Raw genomic sequence first — 20,995 nt, forward strand, 5'->3', positions numbered from 1 at the left:
AACTGAATAGTCATTTAGACACTGCCTGGTTTATAGTCATACCGACTACACGGAGTCACTATGACTGCAAAACCCCTGCTCACTGCTCTGCTGCCCCTGGTCGCCGACCTGTCCCGCGAACTGCCCGAGGGTGAGCGTTATCGCCGCCTGTTGGAAGCCATGCGCGCCCTGCTCCCGTGCGACGCCGCCGCCCTGCTGCGTCTTGATGGTGAATGGCTGGTGCCGCTGGCCGTCGACGGCTTGAGTACCGACACTCTCGGCCGGCGCTTCAAGGTCAGCGAGCACCCGCGTTTCGAAGCGCTGCTCAGCGGCCCCGGCCCGACCCGTTTCGCTGCCGACAGCGACTTGCCTGACCCCTATGACGGCCTGGTCGATGGCCTGGATGATCATCTGGAAGTCCACGACTGCATGGGTTGCCCGTTGTTCATCGACGAGCGCCCATGGGGCCTGCTGACCCTCGATGCCCTCGACCCGGAGCGGTTCGAACCGATCGAACTGGATGCCCTGCAAGCCTTCGCCAGCCTCGCGGCCGCTACGGTCAACGCCGCCGAGCGCATCGAGCGGTTGAACAACCGGGTCGAAGATGAGCATCAGCGCGCCGAGGTCTACCGCCAGGCCAGCGGCCAGCAGAATCGCGAGATGATTGGCCAGAGCAAGGCCCACAAGCGCCTGGTCGAAGAAATCAGCCTGGTGGGCGGCAGCGACCTGACCGTGTTGATCACCGGCGAAACCGGGGTCGGCAAGGAGTTGGTGGCCCAAGCCATCCATGCCGCCTCGCCCCGCGCCGACAAACCAATCATCAGCCTCAACTGCGCCGCGCTGCCCGACACCCTGGTGGAAAGCGAGTTGTTCGGCCATGTTCGCGGCGCCTTCACCGGGGCGATGAACGACCGCCGTGGCAAGTTCGAACTGGCCAATGGCGGCACGCTGTTCCTTGATGAAGTCGGCGAGTTGTCGCTGACCGTGCAGGCCAAGTTGCTGCGGGTGCTGCAAAGCGGTCAACTGCAGCGACTGGGTTCGGACCAGGAGCATCAGGTCGACGTGCGCCTGATCGCGGCGACCAACCGCGACCTCGCCGAAGAAGTACGCAGCGGCCGTTACCGCGCCGACTTCTACCATCGCCTCAGCGTGTATCCGCTGCTGGTGCCGGCCCTGCGCGATCGCGGGCGCGATGTGCTGCTGCTCAGCGGTTACTTCCTGGAGCAGAACCGCTCGCGCATGGGCCTCAACAGCCTGCGCCTGAACAGCGACGCCCAGGCCGCGTTATTGGCCTACGACTGGCCCGGCAATGTGCGCGAGCTTGAACATTTGATCGGCCGCAGCGCCTTGAAAGCCCTGGGCAATTGCAAGGAGCGGCCAAAGATTCTCAGCTTGAGCGCAGCCGACCTCGACTTGCCCAGCGCCAGTGTTGAAACCGCTGCCGAGCAACCCGCCATCGCCGCTGTGGCGTTGGTAGCAGGTGATTTGCGCGAGGCGACCGAAAACTATCAGCGCCAGTTGATCGGTGCCTGCCTGGAGCGGCACAACAACAACTGGGCAAGCGCGGCCCGTGAGCTAGGCTTGGATCGGGCGAATCTTGGGCGGATGGCCAAAAGGCTTGGCATGAAGTGATGACCCCATCGCGAGCAAGCTCGCTCCCACAGGATATGTGAACGACGACGATCTAATGTGGGAGCGAGCTTGCTCGCGATGGCGTCTTACTGTTCACCACAATTGTTAAAGCCTGCCCCAAACAAGTCGATAACCTGGCATCGAAGTCATTGGCGATCCCTGGATTGCCCGTCACCTTTTTCCAGAGAAGGTTCCTATGTCCTCCACCAAAGCCCGCGCAGACTCACTTTCGCTTCTGCTGTTTACGTTGCGCAGCGGCAAGCTGATGGCGATCAACCTGCTCAAGGTCAGTGAAATCATTCCCTGCCCGCCGCTGACCAGGCTGCCGGAGTCACATCCCCACGTCAAAGGCATCGCCACCCTGCGCGGTGCCTCGCTGTCGGTGATCGACCTCAGCCGTGCCATTGGCGAGCGTCCGCTGGAAGACCCCAACGGCGGCTGCCTGATCGTCACCGACGTCAGCCGCTCCAAGCAGGGCCTGCACGTACAGGCCGTGAGCAAGATCGTCCATTGCCTGACCACCGACATCCGCCCGCCGCCCTTCGGCTCCGGTGGTTCGCGTGCCTACATCACTGGCGTGACGTCGGTCGATGGCACCCTGGTACAAGTGCTGGACATCGAAAAAGTCATCCATGGCATCGCCCCGGCACAAATCGAAATGGCGCCGACCGAACTGAGCATGGAAGACGCCGAACTGCTGGGCAACGCGCGCATCCTGGTGGTCGATGACAGTCAGGTCGCCTTGCAGCAATCGGTGCACACCCTGCGTAACCTCGGCCTGCAGTGCCATACGGCCCGCAGCGCCAAGGAAGCCATCGACTGCCTGCTGGACCTGCAAGGCACCGCGCAGCAGATCAACCTGATCGTCTCAGACATCGAGATGTCGGAGATGGACGGTTACGCCTTCACCCGCACCCTGCGGGAAACCCCGGATTTCGCGCATCTTTATGTTCTGCTGCACACCTCGCTGGACAGTGCGATGAACGCCGAGAAAGCACGACTGGCGGGGGCGAACGCGGTGCTGACCAAGTTTTCTTCGCCGGAATTGACCCAGTGCCTGATCACCGCGGCCAAGGCTGTCGCCGAACAGGGTTATTGAGTGTTGACCGAAGAATTCTGCTGGCTGATGCGGCGCGACCTCTCTGTCGTCGTGCCGCCCCCTGATTGGCCAACCGGCCTGCAACTGAGCGAATACCGCCCCGAACTGGGCGCCGCCGTGCACCGGTTGATGGAGTTCGGTTATCTCGACGGCGGTGGTCGCGTAGCCGCGCTGGACATGTGGCAACGGCAGTTCGAAACCGATCCGGAATATGACCCGGCCCTGTGCTTCATTGCCCTGGATGCCGAGGAAGTGGTCGGCGTTTGCCAGTGCTGGACCAGTGCCTATATCAAGAACCTGGTGGTGCACCCGCGGTTTCAGGGTCGGGGATTGGGGCGTGCGCTGTTGTTGCAGGCGTTCAAGGTGTTCCAGCAGCGGCATGAAGGTTTCGTGGACCTGAAGGTACGTGAAGACAACCTTCGTGCGCGGCGCTTGTATGAAAACGTCGGGATGCGCGCGATCCGCCGGGAGCCGGTTCCGCTCTGATGCCGCCATCGCGAGCAGGCTCGCTCCCACAGTTGATGTGTGTACACCGTCCAATGTGGGAGCGGGCTTGCTCGCGAAGAGGTCAGCAAAGTCTCCATCTACCTTTCAGGCATACTCCTGCCTTGGCCACTCAGCCCAAGGAAGCCTGAACCATGAAAGCTGCGCCCCTGATTCTGTTCTGCCTCACCGCCCTCGCCTCCCAGGCCCACGCCTCCAGCCCCGACGCCTGGGCCACCTACGACAAAGCCGTACTCACCAGTTGCACCAAGGCCAGTGGCCTGAAGGACGGCAAACCGGTCGGCAACGTCGCGCAGTTCGATGACCGGGTCGGCTACACCGCGCTCCTGCTCCAGGGCCAGTACCCGCAAAAGCACATGAAAGGCGCGCAAGGCACCGAGTTGTGCCTGTACAACAAAAAGAGCAAAACCGCGTACGTCACCGAATGGGACTCCATCCGCCCGGCCGGCAAGGCAAACTGAGTGGCGCATAATTTGCTTCGATAGCGGCCTTTGCGGCGGCATTCTGTCGCCGTTTCATGCCCTGTGACGCGAACGAACGCTCGATGAATACAACGTTTTCCTGTGTAGGCTGCGGCAAATGCTGTAACGACCACCATGTGCCCCTGACCCTGGGCGAAGCCCGGATGTGGGCAGCCGATGGCGGTCAGGTGATCGTGCTGGTGGAGGCGTTTCTGGGCAATGGTCTGGGTCTGCCGGTGCACCAACGGGAACACGCCGAACGCCGTTCGGCGGCAGTGCGCAGCGGTGAATCCGAGGCGTACGTGGCCATCACCTTCGCCGCCTACAATGTCGGCCCCTGCCGGAATCTTGACGAAGACAACCTCTGTCGCATCTACGAACGCCGGCCGCTGGTGTGCCGTATCTATCCGATGGAAATCAATCCGCACATACCTCTGAACACCGCCATGAAGGAATGTCCGCCTGAGTCGTGGGAAAAAGGACCGGAGCTGATTGTCGGTGGTGAGCTGGTCGACCGGGAATTGTCGGAGTTGATCCAGCGCTCCCGTCAGGCGGATCGTGATGACATTCTGATGAAGGATGCAATTTGTGCGTTGCTGGGGATTCGCACCACAGCCCTGAAGGGCGACGGGTTTACTGCTTATCTGCCGGATATGGCGGAATTTGCCGCGATCATCGACGACCTGGCCGGGCAAACGTTGCCGCAGTGGGGCAGTGAATGGCGGTTTCATGTGTCGGGGGATGATATTGCCGGGCAAGTGCTGGCCGCAGGTGCGCAAGTGACGGCGGATGCGCCGACGAATTACTCGTTTATTTCGTTGCGGGCGACTTGATCCGGGATTTGCAGCGTTTGTGCCGGCCCCTTCGCGAGCAAGCCCGCTCCCACATTTGGAATGCATTCCTCCAGTGGGAGCGGGCTTGCTCGCGAAGACGGCAGATCAGTCACCGCAGACTTAAGAACTCAGCGCTTACCCATCGACCGACGAGTCCCCGGCGGTGCCATGCCCGGCGTCTTGGTGTGGCCGTTCTTGGCGCCGTTCTTGTACCACGGCTGGTTGGAACCCTTGGCGGCCGCCAGCTCACCCGGCTTGAACGGGAATTTGAAGGCCGGGATCCCGGCTTTGGATTCGCTGTCGGCGCTGGAGTCGACGCTGTCTGGCAGCTCTGCCTGCACGTCGTTCAGGGCGTCGGCGACCGGCGGTTGTTTCGGGGAAGTCATGAAAGCTCCGGGTGGTGCATCAAATGTCGGGCCCGGTGAGCGGGCCGCATGCCACAGTATAAGAAGTGCGGCAGTATAACTGGATGGAGCACGACAAGCTGCAAGCTTGCATAGACCGCCTGACGACTCGCACAAATCCCGCGAAGAATGTTAGCGTGCTCATCATTCTTCGCCGCCCGACGAGCCCGCCCGCCCATGAAAAAGACCGTCCTTGCATTCAGCCGCGTCACCCCACCAATGATCGAACGCCTGCTACAGGATTTCGACGTCATCGTGCCGAATCCGAAAAACGGCGACATCAACGCCCAATTCAACGAAGCCCTGCCCCACGCCCACGGCTTGATCGGCGTCGGTCGCAAACTCGGCCGCGCTCAATTGGAAAACGCCACCACGCTGGAAGTGGTATCCAGTGTCTCGGTGGGCTACGACAACTATGACCTGGCCTACTTCAACGAACGCGGGATCATGCTGACCAACACGCCGGATGTGCTCACCGAAAGCACCGCCGACCTGGCGTTTGCCCTGTTGATGAGCAGCGCGCGCCGCGTCGCCGAACTGGATGCCTGGACCAAGGCCGGGCAATGGCAGGCCACTGTCGGTGCGCAGCTGTTCGGTTGCGATGTGCATGGCAAGACCCTGGGCATTGTCGGCATGGGCAACATCGGCGCCGCCATCGCCCGACGTGGTCGCCTGGGGTTCAACATGCCGGTCATCTACAGCGGCAACAGCCGCAAGACCGAACTGGAGCAGGAGCTCGGCGCGCAGTTCCGCAGCCTTGATCAACTGCTGGCCGAGGCCGATTTCGTGTGCCTGGTGGTGCCGCTCAGCGAGAAAACCAAACACTTGATCAGCCATCGTGAACTGGCGCTGATGAAGCCAAGTGCCATTCTGGTGAACATTTCCCGTGGCCCGGTGGTGGATGAGCCGGCACTGATCGAAGCACTGCAAAACAACCGCATTCGTGGTGCCGGGCTGGACGTTTACGAAAAAGAACCGCTGGCCGAGTCCCCACTGTTCCAGTTGAAAAATGCCGTGACCTTGCCGCACATTGGCTCGGCCACCCATGAGACCCGCGATGCCATGGCCAACCGTGCCCTGGCCAACCTGCGCAGTGCGCTGTTGGGGGAACGCCCACAGGACCTGGTCAACCCGCAAGTCTGGAAGGGTTGAAAAAAAGGGCAGGCGTTAAAAGCGCCTGCCCTTAAATGCAAAAAATAAAAGCAATATCACTTTAAACCTGTAAAAAAACTGTCTGGATACACACCCTGCAATCCAGTCAATAAACAAACAACAAAACCACCCGCTAGACTCTCCTTACTTTTCCAGGCACAACGGAAACAATAAAGGAGATCACCACCTTGAATCAACTTACGACCAATCAAGTCATACGCTTCAGCAAAGCCACATTAATGTTATTCATAAGCATTTTTGGATTGCTGGTGATGTACAGCAACTTTACAGACTACGCAACCAACTACGAAAACATCAGCAACATCCTGAGCATGGAGAGCACAGGTGACGACGAGAAGTACAGCTACAGGGCCATTACCTCGCACATATTCCATCACCGCATCTACTGGCTCATCATTACACTCGAGGTTATCTACACGCTCTTTTTCATGATCGGAACCTGTTATCTTTATAAAAACCTGAATAGCAGCGCAGAAGAATTCCATGAAGCCAAAAAGCCCGCGATCATAGGATTACTCATTGCACTCTTGCTTTACTATGTCGGCTTTCAAGTTATCGGCGTGGAATGGTTCAACATGGACCAATCACAAGCCTGGAGTTACAAAGACTGGACCCGGCATATTGTCGATTTCATACTACCGCTGCTGATTTATATTGCGATCAAAGTCGAGCACTGAGGACTTCAGCGCTCGATGAACGTCATCTCAAGCGAGCTTGCTACTCCCCTGTACCAAGCGTGGTTTGGGCTTGCGAAACACCAGTACGTTACCCGACATCACCAATACCAGCCCCAACAGCGCCGGCATCGTCCACTGATAACCCTCGGCGAACGCTGACACGTTGAGTGCCACCACCGGAAACAGCACTGTGCAGTACGCAGCCCGCTCTGGCCCCATGCGGCCGACCAGGGTCAGGTAGGCGGTGAAACCGATCACCGATCCCGGAATCACCAGGTACAACAGTGACCCGATGTAACGCGTGCTCATCTCCATGTCGAAGGGAATGCCTTTGACCAGGCACCACACGGTGAGCATCGCCGCCCCGTAAGCCATGCCCCAGGCATTGGTGGTCAGCGGTTTGAGACCGGCCTTCTGTTGCAGGCTCGAAAGCATGTTGCCCGCCGAGAAACACAAGGTGCCGCACAGGGCCAGACCGAGGCCAAGCAAGGTTTCCGGGCTGGCGGTATGCCCCGCCAGCTCCGGCCAGAACAGCAGTCCCAGCCCAAGCAGGCCCAACGCACCGCCCATCAGCACATTGCGGGCAATTCTCTGACCGAAGAACACCCGCGCGTTAAGGGCATTCCACAGGGTGGCGGTGGAAAACACCACGGCCACCAGACCGCTGGGGATCCACTGGCTCGCGGTGAGGAAGCACATGAAGTTGACGCAGAACAGGCACAAGCCCTGAGCCAGGCAGATCAGGTGCCCGCGACGGTTCATCACTTGCAGGCGTCGGCTGAGCAGCAGGATCACGAACAGCACCAGCGCGGCGAGGCCGAAGCGATACACGATCGACACGGGAATGGCCACCACGCCCAGTTGCCATTTCAAGGCAATCCAGGTGGTACCCCAGATCAGCACGGTCAGCAGGTACAAAGAAAGGTTCATGACTAAGGCTCCTCGCTAGGTGCCCAGTGTCCGGCGCCACGCCTGGGCGCACTTGCATAAACTTGCGCTTTTGTCTGGCGACAGGCTGGCAGGCGCACGTCTACGGAGTAGGATGCAAGGCGTTGGATGCAGGTGTTAGAGAGCAACGACCATGGCTGCACTGGATACCCTACAAGTCTTTCAAGCCCTCAACCGCTCGCCGAATGCTCGCCTTGAGCACAGCGCCGAGCTCGGTGACGGCTTGTCTGCAGCCTTGTGGAGCAATCACCACGACGCTCAGGAATACGAAGCGCCCAGCCACCACACGTTGTCCTGTTACCTCGCCGGCGGCACCGGCACCTTTCGCCGCGACCAGCCCGGCAACAAGGGTGGTCCGGACAAACTGTGCATCCTCCCCGCCGATCACCAGTCAGGCTGGGTGATCAATGGCGATATTCGCCTGGCACACCTGTATTTCAGCCCCGAACAATTTGCCCTTGGCTGCGTCACCCTGCTCGATCGCGAGCCACGGGAAATGCAGCTGCGCGAGCAGACCTTTCTCGATGATCCGCAGCAGGCGCTGCGCTTTCGGCAGTTGGTCGCCTTGAACTGGGACGAGCCGGGCGAGCGCCTGCTCACCAGCAGCCTGGCTCACGAATTGCTCAGCCATGCCCTGCTCAGTCAGGTCAACGTGCGTCAGGGCCTGCGCCTTAAAGGCGGGCTGGCCGCGCACCAGCGCCGGCATCTGGTGGAGTTCATCGACAGCCATCTGGACGAGGCCATCAGCCTCGGTCAATTGGCGGCGTTGTGCGCGTTGTCCGAATACCACTTCGCGCGGATGTTCCGCGAAAGCTTCGGCTTGCCACCCCACCAGTATGTGCTGGCGCGGCGCCTTGACCGGGCGCGGGAGTTGCTGCGCACGACCTCGCAGCCTCTGGGGGAGATTGCACTGGCTTGCGGTTTTGCCAGCGCCAGCCATTTCACCAACCGGTTTCGCCAGACACTTGGCGGGACGCCCGGCGAGTATCGACAGGCGTTTTTGCGCTAGTCCCGATTTTTTTATCGCCTGTACTGCCGCCTTCGCGGGCAAGCCCGCTCCCACAAGGTTTGGTGGTGCTTACCTGTTTTGTAGCTACCCTATTCCCCTGTGGGAGCGAGCTTGCTCGCGATGAACGATGACGCGGTCTTCCGTCAGAACTCCAAGGTGCTCGACAACGTCACCTGCCGCGAATCCCCCATCGACACAAAGAACCGACTCGCCGCCGAGGTGTAGTAGGTGCGATCGAACAGGTTCTTCACGTTGAGCTGGAACTTGACCTTCTGCCCTTCGACCCTGGTGTCGTAGGTGGCAAACGCATCGGCCACGGTGTAGCTCGGCAGGTCGAAATCGTTCACCGCGTTGCCCGCGCGCTCACCCACATAACGCGCCCCGGCGCCGACCCGCAGTTGATCACCGCCAATGACGCTGCCGAAGTCATAGACGGCCGACAACGAGCCGCTGTTCTTCGCCACGTTCTGCAACTGATTGCCTTTGTAATCCGGGTCTTCGGTGACTTCGGCATCGGTATAGGCGTAGCTGCCGATCATGCTCCAGCGATCGGTGAGCTGACCGCTCAGGTCCACTTCCAGGCCACGGGAACGCACTTCACCGGCGGCACTGTAAATCGTGGTCGGACCTTCGGCGTTGGCCACCAGCACATTGCGCTTCTTGATGTCGAACAGTGCGATGTTGCCGGTAACGCGGCCCGGCAGATCAAGCTTGGCACCCAGCTCCCAGGACTTGGCTTCTTCCGGCGCGATACCGCCGTCAAGCACGGTACTGCTGCCGCTCAATGGCGCGATGGTCGAGTTGGGTTTGAACGACTCGGTGTAGCTGCCGTAGAACGACAAGGCATCGGTGTATTTGTACACAAGGCCCGCGCGCGGCACCCATTTCTGCCCGTTGCTATCGGTGTTGGCGTGGAACGGTACGCCTTTGCCGGCGTACTGGTCGTACGCCTGGAAACGCGCGCCGGCCACCAGAATCCACTGGTCGGTGAGGTGGATGGAGTCTTGCAGGAAGACCGAATCGCTGCGCAGTTCATCGGTTTGTGCGCTGTCGGGCGCACTGACGGTGGTGCCCGGCACTTCCCGTCCATAAACCGGATTGACGTAACTGAATGTGGTCAGGCTTTTCTGGCGGATCAGGTCTTCGCGGTAGATCTTGCGGTACTCATCGTCGATACCGAACAGCAGGTCATGCTGCATGCCGAGCACATTCACGTTGCCTTCGAGGCTGGCGGTGGTGAAACGGTCGGTGCTGATCGCATTCTGGGTGCCGTCCATGCTGCGGGTCAGGGTGCCCTTTTTGGTGTCGATGGCGGTCACGCGCACCTGGCTGGCATCGTAGGTTTCGCGGTTCCAGCTGTAGCCGAAATGGGCTTTCCAGTTGTCGTTGAGTTCGTGATCGGCCTCGAAGTGATAGAGGTCCGAGCGCCCTTCCATGTTGTTGAACGGTTCGTCGAGACGCTCGTTGCGCGAGATGTCCAGCGGATGGTTGGTCCGTGGATCGATCAGCGTGCCGCGGTCGAACGGTGTGAGGAATTCGCGGTGCTCATAGGAGAACAGCAGCTTGGTGCTTTCGCCGTACCAGGCCAGCGACGGCGCGATCAGGCTCTCGCGATGCACACCGAAGTTACGCCAGTAATCTTCGTCTTCGTAGTCCAGCACCATGCGGTAGGCCAGTCCGGAATCGCCGAGGGCCCCGGTGCTGTCGAAGCTGCCACCGCTGCCGTTCTTGCCGTCGTCATAGCTCGAACCGCGCGCGGTCAGCGCGTTGTACCGCTCAAGCTCGGGCTTCTTGCTGACCATATTGACCACGCCACCCGGATCCTGGATGCCATAGAGCAACGAGGCCGGGCCCTTGAGCACTTCGACCCGGTCCACGCTGGCGTTGAGGCCACGCCCCTGCACGATCGGCATGCCGTCGCGCATGATCGAGCCATTACGGTTGTCGCCAAAGCCACGGACCATCACCGAGTCCTGGGTGCTGCCCAGGGTGTTGGCCTGGGTGATGCCGCTGACATTGGCCAGCGCGTCATCGAGATTGCGCGGCGCCTGGTCGCGGATGACCTGGGCCGGAACGACGTTGATCGTCTGCGGGATCTCCTGTACGGGGGCCGAGGAGCGCATCACTGACGTGATGGGTGGCGGTTGATAGCTCATGGAGTCATCCATCACCGAGGTGATGGTGGTCGCACCCAGGTTCAACGCCCCTTCAGTCGGCCGTGGTTCCAGTGCAATGGTGTGGCCGTCGGTGCGACGGAACGTCAAGCCCGAACCAGTGAGCAGACGTTGCAGAGCCTGTTCGGCGCTCATCTGGCCATTGATGGCCGGCGCATTGAGACCGTACGGCGCCTCATCGGTGTAGACGATGCTGATGCCGGTCACTCGGCTGAAATCGCTCAGGGCCTGGGGCAACGGTTTGGCGGCCAGCGCGAAATTGAATTGCCCACGCGGCTGACTGCTGCCTGCCTCTGCGGCCAGCGCTACGCTCAGCGGCAACAAGGACAATGCCGAAAAGCTCAACGCAGACACACCCAACCATTGTTTGACCGAACCCGATTTTGCCCTGGACTTCATGACTCATGACCTGTGTAGAACCGCAACGGATGCGAATGACTCGCAGTTTCAGTCACTACACGGATGGCAATCGGGTTTACCTCAGCAAAAACTGAAAATATTTTTATTTGAGTGGTTGGGTGTCTGATCTGCCGTCATCGCGAGCAAGCTCGCTCCCACAGGTATTGAGTCGGTCACAATATTGGGGCAACACGTAACCCTGTGGGAGCGGGCTTGCCCGCGAAGAGGCCAGCAGCTTTAGCGCAGAATAATCAGATGCCCCAAAACCTGATGCTGCTCAAACCCCAACACCCCCTGCAACGAACTCAACACCGCCTGCGGGTTCCTGCTCGGAAAGCTGCCACTGACCCGGCGCCTCGCCAGTTCATCATTGAGCAACACGATCCGTCCGGGGTAATAGCGCGCCAAATCCTGTACCACATCGGCCAACGTCGCCTTGTAGTAATTGAGCCAGCCCTGGCGCCATGCCAACTGCGCTTCGCTGTCCACCGAGTGGAGTGTTTGCGCCGAGCCTTCGCCATAGGCCACTTGCTGGCCGGCGGTGAGCACTTGCTGATCGGCTTTCTGGTGCGCCGTCACGCCGACCCGTCCCGACAGCACCGTGACCTGTGCACCGTGGGGCTGCAAACGGACTTCGAACTGCGTGCCCAGGACCCGCGTCTGGCCTTTCTCGGCGTCCACCACAAACGGCTCGCCGGTATGGGTAACGCTGAAAAAGCCGGCGCCGCGGCGCAGTTGCACATGCCGCTCACCGCGACTGAAATCCACGGCGATGGCGCTGTCGGCATCCAGTGTCACCTGCGACTGATCGGCCAGGATAACGGTGCGAATTTCCCCCGGTGCCGAGACGTAATCCGCCCCCAGGTCATCAATCCAACGCATAGGCTGCCAGCCTGTACCGACACTGATCATCAACAGCAGACACGCGGCCATCGCCAACGCACCGGACCAGCGCCCGAGCGTGCTGCGCCGCGGCTTGTCCATGGCGTTGAGATAGCCCTGCAAGGCAAAAGCGTCTTCATCGGCGAGTGTGCGCGCCGGTCCTTCGCTCAACTCCCACAGGACCTGCGCCCGGGCATAGGCCTCGGCATGGGCGGGGTCGGCCTGCAACCACTGGCTGAACGTCGCCTGGTCACCGCTGTTGGGCTGGTCATGCAACAGGCTCAGCCAGGCCAGCGCGGCCTGCTCCTGCGCCGGCGTCGGGGTGACGCGTTTGAAGTCGTTCACGGTGCTGTCCCTGGCGTACGCGGTTCGGGTTCCCGAAGGCTGGCCTTGCAGGCTTCGAGGGCGCGCATCATATGTTTTTCCACGGCACTTTGGGACAAGCCCATGGCCTTGGCGATCTCGGCGTATTTGCGGCCGTGAATGCGATTGAGCAAGAAGATCTGCCGCGTACGCTCCGGCAAGGCGCGCAACGCGGCTTCGACATGGCGCAGATCGTTGCCCGCCTCCAGCGCCGCTTGCGGTCCGCTGCCATGGCTGTCTGGTGATTCCACCATCAAACCTTCGCTGGCCCGGACCCGCGTGCCTTCACTGCGCAAGTGATCGATGGCGATGTTGCCGGCGCAGCGCAGCAGGTAGGTGCTGAGTTCCTCGACTTGCACCAACGGCCGCCGCCAGAATCGCAGGAACAAATCCTGTACCAGGTCAGCCGCCGTCGCCCGACAACCGACACGCCGGCTCACCAGTGCTTCCATTTGCGAACGCTGGGAGAGAAACACCTGGAGAAAATGCGCACGGTCCCCGCGCTGTTGATCGCGCTCGATATCGTGGGGCTCGGGGGCAGAGTGATCATCGTTCATGTTTCGACCTGAAAACCGGGGAGGCCACGACAGCGTCAGGGGACCGGAAAGGCCGCAATATTAATGATAAATATTCTCATATGCAAAAGGATAGGGTGCAGCCCTTTATTACGCCCGTTGGTTGCACCAATGGCATAGCCATGGAATCCAAAAGCCACCGAAAACAAAACGGGCCTGCAATGCAGGCCCGTTTTCATGGGAAGGTAAAAAAGTGAATCAGGTGTCAGCCGTTAAGCGCTGCCTGTTCGTTCTCAAGAAACTCTTCTTCCAGCAGATGGTCGGCATGGGCGGCACTCTCGATGGGCACCACATTGGCTCGTTTGCCGCGTAATTTGCCGAACATATGCTCCAGCGCATGTTCAAGTTTGGTTGCCGCTCCGTCGATCGCCTGCTCCATGGTGGAGGCTTTATGGGTGACGGAAATCGGTTGATGGCCTTTTGGCCGCGCCTCCAGCTGGCAGCGCATGTCGTGGGGACCCGGCTTGTCGCCGTTCTCGTCCCGCAGGTGAACCTCGACTCGTGTCAGGTCCTCTTCGTAGCGTTCGAGCGTGCTCTCAATGGTCGTACGTACCCACTCCTCCAGTCGTTTACTGCCTTGAATATGGTTATCGCTATTGACTTGGATTTGCATAGTTCATCCCTTATTTCAGCTAGCTCGCGAGAGGCCGGTCAGCTAAGCCCTTGGGCGTCATCACCGTGACCTCTTACTTACACAATCGGTCTGTACGCTGAACAATTCAACCCCCTAAAAAAGATAAATTTTCAATCGCAAAAAAAGCCGGACAACCGGTAAAAGCGCTGTTAAGGTCGGGAGTTGGGTCGCCCTGTTCTTACGTAATAATTGCTCACATTTGCCGCTCCCCCAACGGGTGCAGGCTGCGAAAAGCACCCGCCTCCTCCACCAACCAATCGTGCACCGCGCGCACACCCGGATGGCTCAACGCCCCGGGTGCGTAAAGCAGCATGTAGCGCTTGTGATTGGGCACCGCCAGGCCGAACGGCACGATCAAGGCACCACGTTCCAACTCATCATTGAGCAAGGTTCGGCGCGCAATCGCCACGCCCATCCCGGCGATGGCCGCTTCGATGGTCAGGTGATTGCGATTGAAGGTATGCCCGCGTCGCACATCCGCCCCCTCGAAGCCGATGGCATTGAGGTAAAACTCCCATTCCGCGTACTCGTAGCTGCCGCGCCAGGCGGTGATGTCGTGCAGCAAGGGAAAGTGCATCAGGTCCGCCGGACCATGCAGTGGTGGACGACCACGCAACAGGCTCGGCGCGCACACCGGAAAAATCTGTTCATCAAGCAAGGCTGTGGATAACAGGCCCGGATAACTGCCGTCGTTCAGGTCGATCGCCAGGTCGAAGTCACCTTCATGCAACGGCACGCTGCTGTCCTCGGCCACCAGGCGCAACTGGATGTCCGGAAAACGCTGCTGCAAACGCGGCAGTCGCGGCGTCAGCCATTTGCTCAGGAACGACGGAATCGAACGCACCCGCAAAATCCCGCTGATCATGCCCGCGTCCAGTCGCCGCAATTCCGAGTCGATGCTGCCAAAGGCCTCGTTGACGGTAATGGCCAGGCGCTGGCCCTCTGCGCTCAGCTCCACTCCGCGGGCGCGGCGGTGAAACAGGCGAAAGCCCAGGCGTTCTTCCAGCTGGCGGATCTGCTGGCTGACCGCCCCCGGTGTGATGTGCAGTTCTTCGGCGCAGCGGGTGAACGACAGGTGCCGCGCGGCACAGGCAAACACGTTCAGCCAGACATATGTCTGGGCGTGTAATTGACGGCTCATCGTTTAGTCCTGCTAAAGGATGTCTTAGGAAATTTCGTTGGTCACGCAGGCTCGTGACAGGCAGTATCGCCCAAATTGCGCTTGTCCTACAGAAATGGCAGCGATTTCCCTTCCATTACGTGTACAGGCTTTAGCATGGCTATCAGTGTTTTCGATCTCTTCAAAGTGGGTATCGGCCCGTCCAGTTCCCATACCGTCGGTCCGATGCGCGCTGCCGCAACCTTTGCCCAGGCGCTGGTCGATCACGGTTTTCTGGCCGACGTGCGACGCGTGGAAATCCGTCTCTATGGTTCTCTTTCAGCGACCGGCGTCGGCCACGCGACGGACCGCGCCTGCGTCATGGGCCTGATGGGCGAATGGCCCGACCGCATCGATCCAACCACCATCGACAGCCGCATTCACACCCTGCGCGAAACCGGCAAACTGTGCCTGGCAGGCGTTGCGCAAATTGCCTTCGACTGGCAACGCGATCTCCTGCTGCTGGACGAAAGCCTGCCCTACCACCCCAACGCCATGTCCCTGACAGCCTTCGGTGAAACCGGCGAACTGTTCGAGCAGACCTACTACTCGGTGGGCGGCGGTTTTATCATCGAAGCCGCCGAAGCCGAATCCGGGATCGCGCCAGCCGGCGACGTGGTGCTGCCTTACGATTTCTCCAGCGCCGCCGAACTGCTCAAACTCTGCAACGAGCACGGGCTGCGGGTGGGCGAACTGATGATGGCCAACGAACGGGCATGGCGCAGTGACGCAGAAATCCGCCAGGGTCTGTTGCATATCTGGTCAGTGATGCGCGAATGCGTCGAGCAGGGCTTGCGCCACGAAGGCATCTTGCCCGGTGGCCTGAGTGTTCCGCGTCGAGCGGCGAAACTGCATCGCAGCCTGCAGGAAATCGGCAAGCCGAATGTCATTACGTCCACCTTGTCAGCGATGGAATGGGTCAACCTGTACGCCCTTGCCGTGAACGAAGAAAACGCGGCCGGCGGGCGCATGGTCACGGCGCCGACCAACGGCGCGGCGGGGATCATTCCGGCGGTGCTGCACTACTACATGAAATTCAATGCCGATGCGTCTGACGATGACGTGGTCGCATTTTTCCTGGGTGCAGCTGCCGTCGGCATCCTGTGCAAGAAAAACGCTTCGATCTCCGGGGCCGAAGTCGGCTGCCAGGGTGAAGTCGGCTCCGCTTGCGCCATGGCCGCCGCTGGCCTGGCAGAGGTGCTTGGCGCCACCCCGGAGCAGCTGGAGAACGCCGCGGAAATCGGCCTGGAACACAACCTCGGCCTCACCTGCGACCCGGTCGGCGGACTGGTGCAGGTGCCGTGTATCGAGCGCAACGCGATCGCCGCCGTGAAGGCAATCAACGCCACGCAAATGGCCCTGCGCGGCGACGGCCAGCACTTCATCTCCCTGGACCGGGTGATCCGCACCATGCGTGACACCGGGGCCGACATGCACGACAAGTACAAAGAGACGTCACGGGGCGGACTGGCGGTGAACTGGGTGGAATGTTGATCGCTTTGGAGGCACGTCGAGGTTTATTGCCCTGAAACGTGCAGAAAACGCGGCCCCCTGTAGGAGCGAGCTTGCTCGCGAAAAACCCTCAGGCGCCGCGAACCATCTGGTTTGACGCGTTATCGTTCACGACCATCGCGAGCAGGCTCGCTCCTACAGAACGTGTTTTTTGTCCGACAATTTTCCGGCATGGGCCTTGCTACTTCCATGCTGGAACAATGATGGCGAGATGGCCGGTGGTCTGGCGTTGCGAACCAACCCGATCATGGCCGGTCAACAACTGCACGTTCAATCAGGCGGTGACGCATCATGGACAACCCTTTCCAGCTCATTACCGATGCCTTTGCAGCGGATTACCAGATCAACCTGAGCATTCAGGGTCTGGACGGCCGCATCATGCTGACCCTGTCCAACAGTGGCCGCGTGGTGGCCAAACGCATGATCAGCGCCGAACAACGCAATGACCCCGAGCGCCTGAAACGATTGGTGCAAAGCATTCAGTTCGGCATTGCCATCGAGCAAGGCCACTGCGCCGTGGCCATCCTCGAATCAATGACCGACGGCGGCACGCGCAGCCTGCCCCCACCAGCCAGTGACCGCCACCGACCCGCCATGGGGCTTTAAAGCTCGCCCTTTTCTACTTCCGGATGTTCACTGGAGCCCTTACCTGTTTTGCGGTGTGGGTTCTCAATCTTCACCGAAGGAAATTGCGACGAAGCGTAACGCACCACCAGAATCGCAAACGCCAACAGCAGAATCCCGCCGCACAGGTAGATGATCCCCAGGTCCGGCGGGTTGTGGTGCGATACGTTGGAAATCAGCAGCCGCGTCAGCGCGGTGATCGCCACGTAGATCAGGAAGCGCACGGGCATGTGGTTGGTCTTGAAGTAAATCCCGACCATCGCCCCCAGTTCCAGGTAGATGAACAGCAGCAAGATGTCATCGATCTTGATGTGCCCTTCTTCGATCATCCCGAGAAATTCCATCACCGCCGCCCATGCGGTCACCGCACCAATGGCGAACAGCGCCAGGTAGTGAAAGGTTTCGACAAACAGATTGCCCAGGGACTCGGCCAGTTCATGCACGTTCTGCCGCAGTTTTTCGGCCCAGTTGATTTTCACGATGATGCTTCCTTAGGTCGGCTCGACCGGATGATGCGGGTTGGACGTGACGGTTTTTCTGCATGCAGAAAAAAGGCCAGCCCATGATGGCGAGCCACTCGGGATTGTGCGCCGTGGCGTTTGGTCGCACCTGTGCAGCGCCCCGCCTGACAAATCCCGAATCCGGTCTACATTAAAAAGCCACTACCCAAAAGGCAGGGATTCGCTTATCCTTTAGCTGTATATAGATACAGTAGTCGAAATCGACAACCAATGTGAAGGCATGTGAGGTGGTGAATGGCCGTCGAAGTGGTATACCGCAGCAGCCGAGATCTGGAGCGCTTGTTCATGGATAAAGCCGAAGCTGACCGTCATGACAAAATGCTCGAACTGGCCGAATTGCTGGCTGAAGTGTTGCAAAAAGCCGTTCCGTCCCTGACCGAGCAGCAAGTGGAAGAAGCCGGGATCTACATGGCGAAAAATCGCGACGTGTTCGCCAAGGCGTTCAAGAGCCAGCCGGACGCCCTGTCCGAACTGCTCAGCGCACCGGTTGAAGTCGCACAACCTGTTGCGGCAACCGAGGTCGTTGAGGCCGCTGAGCCGGTCACCCCGGCCAAGCCTGCCAAGGCCCCAAAAGCCGCCAAATAGGCAAAGCCCGAATTGAACAGGCCCTGAGTCGAATGACCCAGGGCCTTTTTCATGCCTGTGGAAAACTCATGCCAGTTTCACCGGTACAACACCTTCTCCGCCAACTCGTCGGCCACCCGCGCGGGGGAGCGTTTTTCCGCCTGGGCGTGGGCGAACACTTCAGTCAGGCGCGAGCTGATTTTCGACAGGTGCGCGGTGATGGTCGACAGTTCCTCGCCGCGGTGCTTGAGCGACACGTAAATCAGTCCGCCGGCGTTTATCACGTAATCCGGTGCGTACAGGATGCCGCGACGTTCCAGTTGGTCGGCAACATCCAGATGGGTCAGCTGATTGTTCGCCGAACCGGCCACTGCCGAGCAGCGCAGTTGCGTCACGCTATGGCTGTTGAGCACCCCGCCCAAACCGCATGGCGCAAGAATATCGCAAGGCGTGCTGAGCAGTGCGTCGTTGGCGATGGGGTGAGCCCCGAGTTGCTCCATTGCCAGCTGCACCTTGCCGTGATCGATATCGCTGACCAGCAGTTCGGCCCCGGCAGCGTGCAACTGTTCTGCCAGGGCATAACCAACGTTGCCCAGGCCTTGAATGGCAACGCGCAGGCCTTCGAGGTTATCGCTGCCCAGTCGCGCCATCGCCGTGGCGCGAATGCCGGTGAATACGCCCATCGCCGCGTGTGGCGCAGGGTCGCCCGCCGCGGTGGTGCTGGTGACATGCTGGGTCTGCTGGGCGATGCAATCCATGTCCGCCACTGAGGTGCCACTGTCGATGGCCGTGATGTAGCGCCCGTCGAGCTGATTGATACAGCGCCCGAAGGCTTCGAACAGCGCGGCGCGGTTGGCCACATGAACGGGGCGAATGATCACCGCCACGCCGCCGCCCTGGGCCAGGCCGGCCAGTGCCGCCTTGTAACTCATGCCTTGGGCAAGGCGCACCGCATCCTCGACCGCAGACTCGTCGCTGGGATAGGCAAGGTAACGACAACCACCCAGGGCAGGCCCCAGCCGGCTGTTATGAATGGCAATGACCGCCTTCAACCCGGTGACCGAGTCAACGCTCAGATGCAGCGATTCAAGGCGAGTGCTTTGCATGAGAGCGAACATCGTAAGGCTCCCGAATCACTTCTTGTAGACGCCAGTATAGGCTTGCGCCCAAAAATTGCAGAAGCGCACCGGAATAAGCACGGCCCCGATGCAGGCTTTCGGAAATAACCCGCGGTCGCTCTTGTACGGTACTGGACGAATGCCGGAGAGGGGGCTAAAACGAGGCATTGCCCGGAGATTTTGATGACCCCGCGCCAATCGTTCTTCGCCTGCCTGCAACGTTCACCGCCCGCGCTGTTCGAGGCGGCACTGTGGATTGCGGCCGAGCACGATAGCGAGGTGAAGCCGCAAGCACTGTTGGCCGATTTCCAGGCGTTGCAACAGCGGGTCAGTGGTGGCTTGCCGATGCTGCCGGTCAGTGAACTGGCCCAGCCGCTGCTGCGGCGCATGAATGACCTTGGCTTCGCCCAGGACGACTTCACGCCATTGCGCCCGCAAGTGGCACTGCTCGACAAGGTACTGGAGCGCCGACGAGGACAACCCTTGACGCTGGGGCTGATTGCGCTGGAGTTGGCCAAGGGCCTGGAAATTCCCATGGTCGGGGTCAACTTCCCCGGGCATTTCCTGCTGCGGGTGCCGGGCGCCGATCATTTGCTCGACCCCTGCGGCGGCCGTCGCCTTTATCCCAACGATTGTCGGGAGTTGTTGCTCCGCCAGTACGGCCCGAACATCAAGCTCAGCGCCGAGCATCTGGAAACCGCCGAGCCAGTGCAGATGCTGCAACGGCTGTCGCGCAACCTGCGCCAGTTGTACCTGTCCCACGACGACGTCATCAATGCCTTGATCGACGCCGAACGCGTCCTGGAACTGGGCAACGCCAGCGCCGCCGACTATCTGGCCCGGGCCAGCCTGTACCAACGGCTGGACTGTCCGAACGCCGAGCGTTTTGACCTGGAGCATGCGCTGCTGCTCAGCGACGATCCGATCCAGCGGATTCGCCTGACGGAGCGGTTGGGGCATTTGCCGCCCAACTCCATCGTTCACTGATCACAAAACCTTGTGGGAGCGGGCTTGCTCGCGAAAGCGGACAGTCAGTCGACATCATTGTTGGCTGACACGACGCCTTCGCGAGCAAGCCCGCTCCCACATGGGGCTGGTGCAGGGGCTTTAAGGAGTGTCTGGCTGGTTCGCCGGATGCGCCTTGATGAACGCCGGGTGAGTGGCCGCCAATGCCGCCACTCGCCGGATACGTGGATAAGCCTCAAGAGAAACATTGAAACGCTCGGCCGCGTACAGCTGCGGGATCAGGTAGACGTCCGCCAGCCCGGGTTCGGGGCCGAAGCAGTAACCGTCATCACCGATCAACTGCTCCACCGTGGCCAGCCCCTGGCCGATCCAGTGACCGATCCACTCCACCACCTGCGGTTCGTCGTGGCCCGACTGGCGCAGCCGATTGAGCACGCTGACGTTGTGCAGCGGGTGCACATCGCAGCCGATCACTGCCGCCACGCCGCGCTCGTGAGCACGGGCAGCCAGGTCTTTGGACAGCAGCGGGACCTGTGGATAACGCTCCTCCAGGTACTCGATGATCGCGGGAGACTGGATCAGCAACTCGCCTTCATCGGTGCGCAAGGCCGGCACGCGGCCCTGCGGGTTGATGCCCAGATAAGGCGGCTGACGATGCTCGCCACCCTGCGGCGCGATCAGGTTGACCGGCAAGGATTGATAATCCAGGCCCTTGAGCGCCAACGCGATTCGCACCCGGTACGAAGATGTCGAACGGTAGTAGGTATAGAGTTCCATGCCCCGCT

General features: G+C 60.4%; 21 protein-coding genes and 1 pseudogene. 12 read left to right on the forward strand and 10 right to left on the reverse strand.

The genetic code is table 11. From position 1 onward, the window contains the following. Positions 1-60 precede the first annotated feature (60 nt). The 5 genes from norR to KGA98_RS03565 all read left to right on the forward strand — a co-directional run bounded on the left by norR (position 61) and on the right by KGA98_RS03565 (position 4,508). Entirely contained in the window at positions 61-1,611 is a 1,551-nt protein-coding gene (norR, locus tag KGA98_RS03545) for a nitric oxide reductase transcriptional regulator NorR (protein WP_150815167.1), read from the forward strand. A 196-nt stretch (positions 1,612-1,807) separates the two neighbouring features. After that, positions 1,808-2,710 carry a chemotaxis protein CheV gene (locus KGA98_RS03550; protein WP_150815168.1) on the forward strand — a complete coding sequence of 301 codons (903 nt, stop codon included), beginning with the start codon at positions 1,808-1,810 and terminating at the stop codon, positions 2,708-2,710. Positions 2,711-2,737: 27 nt separating this feature from the next. Further along, positions 2,738-3,196 (forward strand): GNAT family N-acetyltransferase, encoded by a 459-nt coding sequence (locus KGA98_RS03555; protein ID WP_191622249.1) that lies wholly within the window; start codon positions 2,738-2,740, stop codon positions 3,194-3,196. 152 nt (positions 3,197-3,348) lie between these two features. After that, positions 3,349-3,675 (forward strand): hypothetical protein, encoded by a 327-nt coding sequence (locus KGA98_RS03560; protein ID WP_223501267.1) that lies wholly within the window; start codon positions 3,349-3,351, stop codon positions 3,673-3,675. Positions 3,676-3,758: 83 nt separating this feature from the next. Beyond that, on the forward strand, positions 3,759-4,508 hold the full coding sequence (locus tag KGA98_RS03565) for a YkgJ family cysteine cluster protein (protein ID WP_223501272.1): 750 nt from the start codon (positions 3,759-3,761) through the stop codon (positions 4,506-4,508). Between the two features lie 128 nt (positions 4,509-4,636). Here KGA98_RS03565 and KGA98_RS03570 read toward each other — a convergent pair whose 3' ends face one another. Next, entirely contained in the window at positions 4,637-4,894 is a 258-nt protein-coding gene (locus KGA98_RS03570; RefSeq protein ID WP_090453154.1) for a hypothetical protein, read from the reverse strand. Positions 4,895-5,089: 195 nt separating this feature from the next. Here KGA98_RS03570 and KGA98_RS03575 point away from each other — a divergent pair, with 195 nt between their 5' ends. Then, positions 5,090-6,064: a 2-hydroxyacid dehydrogenase gene (locus tag KGA98_RS03575; RefSeq protein ID WP_223501274.1), complete on the forward strand. Its 975-nt coding sequence runs from the start codon at positions 5,090-5,092 to the stop codon at positions 6,062-6,064. Positions 6,065-6,252: 188 nt separating this feature from the next. Then, positions 6,253-6,762, forward strand: a complete 510-nt coding sequence (locus tag KGA98_RS03580; protein WP_223501276.1) for a DUF2165 domain-containing protein — start codon at positions 6,253-6,255, stop codon at positions 6,760-6,762. A gap of 27 nt (positions 6,763-6,789) precedes the next feature. Here KGA98_RS03580 and KGA98_RS03585 read toward each other — a convergent pair whose 3' ends face one another. Then, positions 6,790-7,692: a DMT family transporter gene (locus KGA98_RS03585; protein ID WP_057716370.1), complete on the reverse strand. Its 903-nt coding sequence runs from the start codon at positions 7,690-7,692 to the stop codon at positions 6,790-6,792. Positions 7,693-7,843: 151 nt separating this feature from the next. Here KGA98_RS03585 and KGA98_RS03590 point away from each other — a divergent pair, with 151 nt between their 5' ends. Beyond that, entirely contained in the window at positions 7,844-8,719 is an 876-nt protein-coding gene (locus KGA98_RS03590) for a helix-turn-helix domain-containing protein (protein WP_223501279.1), read from the forward strand. Positions 8,720-8,862: 143 nt separating this feature from the next. Here KGA98_RS03590 and KGA98_RS03595 read toward each other — a convergent pair whose 3' ends face one another. From KGA98_RS03595 to KGA98_RS03615, 5 genes are all read right to left on the reverse strand, one after another. Beyond that, positions 8,863-11,292: a TonB-dependent siderophore receptor gene (locus KGA98_RS03595; protein ID WP_223501282.1), complete on the reverse strand. Its 2,430-nt coding sequence runs from the start codon at positions 11,290-11,292 to the stop codon at positions 8,863-8,865. A 237-nt stretch (positions 11,293-11,529) separates the two neighbouring features. Next, on the reverse strand, positions 11,530-12,519 hold the full coding sequence (locus tag KGA98_RS03600) for a FecR family protein (RefSeq protein WP_223501285.1): 990 nt from the start codon (positions 12,517-12,519) through the stop codon (positions 11,530-11,532). Further along, a complete protein-coding gene (locus KGA98_RS03605) occupies positions 12,516-13,094 on the reverse strand; it encodes an RNA polymerase sigma factor (RefSeq protein WP_150812778.1) in 579 nt (192 codons plus the stop codon). Before KGA98_RS03605 ends, KGA98_RS03600 begins: the two co-directional genes overlap by 4 nt. A 223-nt stretch (positions 13,095-13,317) precedes the next feature. Then, positions 13,318-13,725 (reverse strand): HPF/RaiA family ribosome-associated protein, encoded by a 408-nt coding sequence (locus KGA98_RS03610; protein WP_057716375.1) that lies wholly within the window; start codon positions 13,723-13,725, stop codon positions 13,318-13,320. Between the two features lie 214 nt (positions 13,726-13,939). Continuing rightward, entirely contained in the window at positions 13,940-14,887 is a 948-nt protein-coding gene (locus KGA98_RS03615) for a LysR substrate-binding domain-containing protein (RefSeq protein ID WP_057716376.1), read from the reverse strand. Between the two features lie 135 nt (positions 14,888-15,022). Here KGA98_RS03615 and KGA98_RS03620 point away from each other — a divergent pair, with 135 nt between their 5' ends. Both KGA98_RS03620 and KGA98_RS03625 read left to right on the forward strand, forming a co-directional pair. Beyond that, entirely contained in the window at positions 15,023-16,399 is a 1,377-nt protein-coding gene (locus KGA98_RS03620) for an L-serine ammonia-lyase (protein ID WP_223501287.1), read from the forward strand. A 309-nt stretch (positions 16,400-16,708) separates the two neighbouring features. Continuing rightward, positions 16,709-17,023: a DUF3509 domain-containing protein gene (locus KGA98_RS03625; RefSeq protein WP_102669120.1), complete on the forward strand. Its 315-nt coding sequence runs from the start codon at positions 16,709-16,711 to the stop codon at positions 17,021-17,023. On the opposite strand, the gene KGA98_RS03630 is transcribed toward KGA98_RS03625, so the two are convergent. Then, positions 17,020-17,520 (reverse strand): phosphate-starvation-inducible protein PsiE, encoded by a 501-nt coding sequence (locus KGA98_RS03630; RefSeq protein WP_057716379.1) that lies wholly within the window; start codon positions 17,518-17,520, stop codon positions 17,020-17,022. The genes KGA98_RS03625 and KGA98_RS03630 overlap by 4 nt on opposite strands. 276 nt (positions 17,521-17,796) lie before the next feature. Between KGA98_RS03630 and KGA98_RS03635 the strand changes: the two are divergent. Continuing rightward, positions 17,797-18,036 (forward strand): annotated as a pseudogene (locus KGA98_RS03635) (YebG family protein); the annotation flags it as partial. Positions 18,037-18,224: 188 nt separating this feature from the next. Here KGA98_RS03635 and KGA98_RS03640 read toward each other — a convergent pair. Next, positions 18,225-19,244 (reverse strand): Glu/Leu/Phe/Val dehydrogenase family protein, encoded by a 1,020-nt coding sequence (locus KGA98_RS03640; protein ID WP_057716381.1) that lies wholly within the window; start codon positions 19,242-19,244, stop codon positions 18,225-18,227. Positions 19,245-19,427: 183 nt separating this feature from the next. Here KGA98_RS03640 and KGA98_RS03645 point away from each other — a divergent pair, with 183 nt between their 5' ends. Beyond that, entirely contained in the window at positions 19,428-20,231 is an 804-nt protein-coding gene (locus KGA98_RS03645; RefSeq protein WP_223501289.1) for a SirB1 family protein, read from the forward strand. Between the two features lie 120 nt (positions 20,232-20,351). Here KGA98_RS03645 and maiA read toward each other — a convergent pair whose 3' ends face one another. Then, positions 20,352-20,987, reverse strand: a complete 636-nt coding sequence (gene maiA / locus KGA98_RS03650; RefSeq protein WP_057716383.1) for a maleylacetoacetate isomerase — start codon at positions 20,985-20,987, stop codon at positions 20,352-20,354. Positions 20,988-20,995 lie beyond the last annotated feature (8 nt).

The organism is Pseudomonas sp. BF-R-24, assembly GCF_019947335.1.
GTDB classification, from domain to species: domain Bacteria; phylum Pseudomonadota; class Gammaproteobacteria; order Pseudomonadales; family Pseudomonadaceae; genus Aquipseudomonas; species Aquipseudomonas jessenii.